Origin of the sequence: uncultured Aliivibrio sp. (assembly GCF_946479765.1) — a bacterium.
GTDB lineage: Bacteria > Pseudomonadota > Gammaproteobacteria > Enterobacterales > Vibrionaceae > Aliivibrio.
In genome coordinates this window covers 1-4,088 of sequence record NZ_CAMLHO010000098.1, presented here as the reverse complement: position 1 = coordinate 4,088, position 4,088 = coordinate 1, and the positions used below count along the sequence as shown (strand labels likewise).

The 4,088-nt window shown below is 33.8% G+C and carries 6 protein-coding genes; all 6 read right to left on the bottom strand.

Going from position 1 to position 4,088, the window contains the following annotated elements; translation table 11 throughout:
* Positions 1–435 precede the first annotated feature (435 nt).
* Entirely contained in the window at positions 436–1,245 is an 810-nt protein-coding gene (locus Q1K78_RS17000; RefSeq protein ID WP_300181581.1) for a hypothetical protein, read from the bottom strand.
* Positions 1,246–1,301: 56 nt separating this feature from the next.
* Positions 1,302–1,586, bottom strand: a complete 285-nt coding sequence (locus tag Q1K78_RS16995; protein WP_300181579.1) for a hypothetical protein — start codon at positions 1,584–1,586, stop codon at positions 1,302–1,304.
* Positions 1,587–1,628: 42 nt separating this feature from the next.
* Complete coding sequence (locus tag Q1K78_RS16990; protein ID WP_065593008.1) at positions 1,629–1,934, bottom strand: hypothetical protein; 306 nt, start codon at positions 1,932–1,934, stop codon at positions 1,629–1,631.
* A gap of 236 nt (positions 1,935–2,170) precedes the next feature.
* A complete protein-coding gene (locus Q1K78_RS16985; RefSeq protein ID WP_300181576.1) occupies positions 2,171–2,869 on the bottom strand; it encodes a hypothetical protein in 699 nt (232 codons plus the stop codon).
* A 158-nt stretch (positions 2,870–3,027) separates the two neighbouring features.
* Positions 3,028–3,657 carry a LysE family transporter gene (locus Q1K78_RS16980; protein WP_069594231.1) on the bottom strand — a complete coding sequence of 210 codons (630 nt, stop codon included), beginning with the start codon at positions 3,655–3,657 and terminating at the stop codon, positions 3,028–3,030.
* 219 nt (positions 3,658–3,876) lie between these two features.
* Positions 3,877–4,088: hypothetical protein (locus Q1K78_RS16975; protein WP_300181574.1), on the bottom strand; the 212-nt coding region annotated here is incomplete at its 5' end.

Below are 4,088 nucleotides of genomic sequence, written 5' to 3'. Positions count from 1 at the left end.
TAAGAATTAAGATCACCGCCAGATACTGCAATGATTTTCATTCTGTCGATGTGCTGCTTACCCGCACTATCGTAGTCATAACTAACTGAACGAGCAGTTTCATCAAACCAAACCGTGATTGAATTAGAATTTAACTCAAAACCACGTATTCCTGAAGAGTTGTAAGTTTGCATTTAAGCCTCAATAATCCATTTGTACCAAAATATACAAATATCATTATTGTAATATCGCGAAGAACTACTGTGATTAATGTCACTAATTTCTAAGTTAATAAAAACAAAGGTAATATTTTAGATAACCATTATCTATCGCCTAGAACATAACGCCTGCATAACACGTTTGCTACTATGCAGATAAGTCCAAATTTACCACTTAACACGGTAAACTCAAAGAAACCTAGAATGCCGAATGTAGCAAATCGTGTTGATGCATTTGTTATGCGCCACTTACCGCATTTGCTATTAACGAACCTGTAACACCTAAAGCCACAGCCCACACAGATGACAAAATTAATGATGCTATTGGATATTGTTTAACGAGATCTGCAATTACATAAAAACGATTCTTTGTGATTTTTATCAATTCACTCTTAACTGTTTCCAAGGTTTCAGATGAAATTTTCTCATTACGCATACGCTCACAACATTCGTCACAAACGATCGGTTTATGACATGAAGACGTAATATCATCTTTCACGCCATTCATATCATAAATACAACCACGAGTATCATCATGAGTAAAATTAGATAATTCATATGCCATTGGGATTTTTTTATTATTACGTAAATAAACCAATGAGTATGAATAAAACAATCGTTTTATTACATTTTCGAGTGGAATATTATCAAGCTTCAAGTAATTACTTATTTCATAAAATGTAAAAACAACTACATTATCTTGTAAGCGACGGCTGTAATAATTCTCTTCAAGTGGTATTGACGTTAAGACTATCAAAATATCACTATCATCACTTGACGGTATCTGAGTACTAAGGATTTTATCACTATAAGCCCATTCATAAAGATCTGATTCGACCCTTAAATTGTAGGAATGAATCTCAGGGACAATATCAAATATTTTAGATTTGATTTTTACCAATATATTTTTATCGAACTCTCTAGGTAAAGCCCCCAAAGAACACACTTTAATTTTAACTTTTTTCATATTACCTTTTCCAACTGCGCATAACGCCTGCATAACACGTTTGCTACTATGCAGATTAAGCTCAAATTTACCACTTAACACGGTAAACTCAAAGAAACCTAGAATGCCGAATGTAGCAAATCGTGTTGATGCATTTGTTATGTGCGTTTCAATTTAGACAGATGTTTTTGATATTTACGCTCTCGCAAAAACCATGAAATTAGACTTATTGGTATCAATACACCAATTGCAATTGTGATATAAACCGCTGATTCTTGTATTGATGATAAATACCACACAGAAGATGGGAAAATAAAACCAGCAAGAATGTGACCGACAAGTAAACCAAATAGAGCAAGACTAGAGCTACGTGTCATATAGCTAATCATTCCTCTTTTACGTTCATTTTTCCATTTGTGAAATTCAATATCAGGGTCTTTCATAAAGCATAACCTTATATCGTGAACTAGATTTAAATTGAGTAATTAAGAATTTGACGATTTTGCTAACCTTCTTTTCTTACACTCTTTTTCATAAATGGTTTCACTTATTATCCACATAAAATAATTTATGATTAAACCAAAAACGAGTAAAGCAGATATTTGTACATAGAAGTCTAGCCAATATTCTTCCCATGTACGTATTTTATCGAAAACAATATAGCCAATAAATCCACCGAACAAGACAGCGCCACCAATAATCAATGTTTGCTTTAAAACATAATTTAGCTGCCCTTTTTTACGGGTAATTGCCCAACGTTCAAATTGCTTATTTTTCCACTGCTTGATCATAGGTTAATTTTCTCGTTTTAGTAACAACCAAAGATTAAGATTATACCCTTCACGATTAATAAAATGTGTTCTACTTCAATAGAAAAGAAGATGTAAGCCTCACACAGTAAAAAAGCACATAACGCCTGCATAACACGTTTACTACCATGCAATTATACTTAATATTGACGCCTTAAAACGAGAAACACTCGGCAAACTGAGATTGCCGAGTGTAGTAAATCGTGTTGATGCATTTGTTAAGCGGTTGTTTCAGAAGCAGTAAATGTATGCTTCTTGTACACTAATATATCTTCAAGTGCCTTTAATAAATTACTAACATGTATAAAGTATTTCTTAATATCCCCGTCCTCAATAGCCGTTATCTTGAGCCATTCCCCATGAGCAAAATTATTACGTATATGTCGGTAGTTATCTAGTTGGCTCTGGAACTCTTTAGGTATTTCAATTTGTAAATCATGATCACTAATAATTTTTTCCAGAATAGCATCAATATTACTTTTGCCACCTGGAACTTTGAACTTAGATATACCACTATATTCTTTAAGAATACGTTTTAATGACCATTCAAGAAAGGTTGAAATTAGAATTATAGGGTTAACCATAGATAACACTTTCAGGTTATAATCCCACGAATCAAGATTATTCTGAGATATCTCTTTATCTAAGCACCAATCGACATTGATATAAAATGGGTCATTTACTTCACCTTGAGCATGTTCAAACTTTTCAGTCGTTGCGCATAATTGTAGAAAAATATAATCATTAAGCTGCTTAAACTTTAATGAAATCTCATAAAAAGGCTCAATTGGATATTTTGTTGGTTGATAGACATATGTACCATGAATACTTGGCTCATCTCTATGAATTGATTGAGCCCAATATAATCCATATTTTCTAGCCACATTTAATTCTGTATATTCTTTAATAATACTCACTTATCCCCCCTACCGCTTAACGCCTGCATAACACGTTTACTACTATGCAGATTAAGCTGAATTTTACTACCTTAATCACTGAAACCAAAGACAAATCTACAATGCCGAATGTAGTAAATCGTGTTGATGCATTTGTTATATGCAAACAACCATTCTTACTATGAGGTCATTACTTTGATGCCAAAAATGGTAAACAATCCACCAGTGACATAATCCATAACCCCAGAAATACGAGCATAAACGCTTTTAGCTGATTCATGAGAAAATGCTGTAGCTAAAAATAAATGCCAACTAAGCGTAATTGAGGACATTGTTAACATTATTGCTAATATCATCGTTGCACTCATGTTTTCAGGCATAGATACACTGAATAAACTGACAACGAAGAAACCAGTTTTCGGATTTAAAATACTGGTGATAAATGCTGAAATGAAAACCTTTCTTTTCGATGGTGATACTATTTGATTGCTTTCAGTTAACCCACCTAACCTCTTTACTTTTTGAGTTAGATAAATCTGACGCATTCCCAAATACAATAAATAACTACCGCCTACCACTTTCATTAAACCAAATAATTGAGGGAAATGAGAAAAGAGAATAACTAAGCCGGAGCCACCAAAAAACGACCACAGTAACGTTGCACAACTAACACCGAAAGCAGAAAAAGCCGCAATTTTACGGTCGTAATTAAGTGCAGTGTTGATCGTTAAAAGTACATTAGCACCAGGAGTCGCAACAGCTAACATCCAAATTAAAGCCACATGAAGAAGAACCAATAAATATTCCATCACCTATCATTCCAATAAATTAAGCCGTGAGCTTAAAAAAGCATATAACGCCGCAATAACACGTGCGAACGCCTTAATTACAAAACCAATTATACTCCAAACCGCGAATGCTGAGTGTAATAGCATCGTGTTGATTGCTTTGTTATACGAGCCTTGCTTTCGCTCCGATAAACTTGGTAAAGAACTGATTTACCAAGATTTGCTGTAAAACGATTTTAATTAGACTGGCTCAATTAAGCGAGCAAAATATCCATTCAACAGCAATAATTGTGAAACGAAACAATCCTTTTTTCTTACGCCATTTGTACGACTTGGTTTTAGCCAATTCTGAGCTGATAAACCAAATATCCTAACCACAATTGGGATTGAGAATGCTAAGAAGAAAACACTGATACAGGATAAAATGAGGCATAACCAAAGAACAATTGAAG

What these genes read in the sequence shown, in the direction of transcription:
- Q1K78_RS16995 (WP_300181579.1), bottom strand. Translation starts at nt 1,586, where the DNA reads ATGAAAGACCCTGATATTGAATTTCACAAATGGAAAAATGAACGTAAA.
- Q1K78_RS16990 (WP_065593008.1), bottom strand. Translation starts at nt 1,934, where the DNA reads ATGATCAAGCAGTGGAAAAATAAGCAATTTGAACGTTGGGCAATTACC.
- Q1K78_RS16980 (WP_069594231.1), bottom strand. Translation starts at nt 3,657, where the DNA reads ATGGAATATTTATTGGTTCTTCTTCATGTGGCTTTAATTTGGATGTTA.